We start from the raw sequence: 236 nt of genomic DNA, 5'->3' as shown, positions 1-236 counted from the left end.
GCTTCCTCTTTCTTCCCCTTTCCCCTCCCTCCCCTTTTTTTCCCCCCCTCCCCCTTTCTCCCTCTCCCTCCCCCTTTTCTCTTCCCCTCCCCTCTTTCCTTCTTTTCCCTTTTTCCTCCTCTCCCTTCTCTTTTTCTTTCCCTCCCCCCCTCTTTTTCCTCTTTCTTCTCTTTCTTCTTTTCCCCCTTCTTCCTTTTTCCTTTCTCCTTTTCTCTTCCTTTCCTTTCCTCTCCCCC

General features: G+C 50.8%; 1 protein-coding gene. It reads right to left on the bottom strand.

Going from position 1 to position 236, the window contains the following annotated elements; translation table 11 throughout:
- On the bottom strand, positions 1-236 hold a 236-nt coding region (locus AB1471_RS19165; protein ID WP_367781068.1), incomplete at both ends, for a hypothetical protein.

This window comes from Jeotgalibacillus marinus, assembly GCF_040801915.1.
GTDB lineage: Bacteria > Bacillota > Bacilli > Bacillales > Jeotgalibacillaceae > Jeotgalibacillus > Jeotgalibacillus marinus.
Note: the sequence above shows the minus strand (reverse complement) of the source record. Positions and strands in the feature narration are given on the sequence as shown.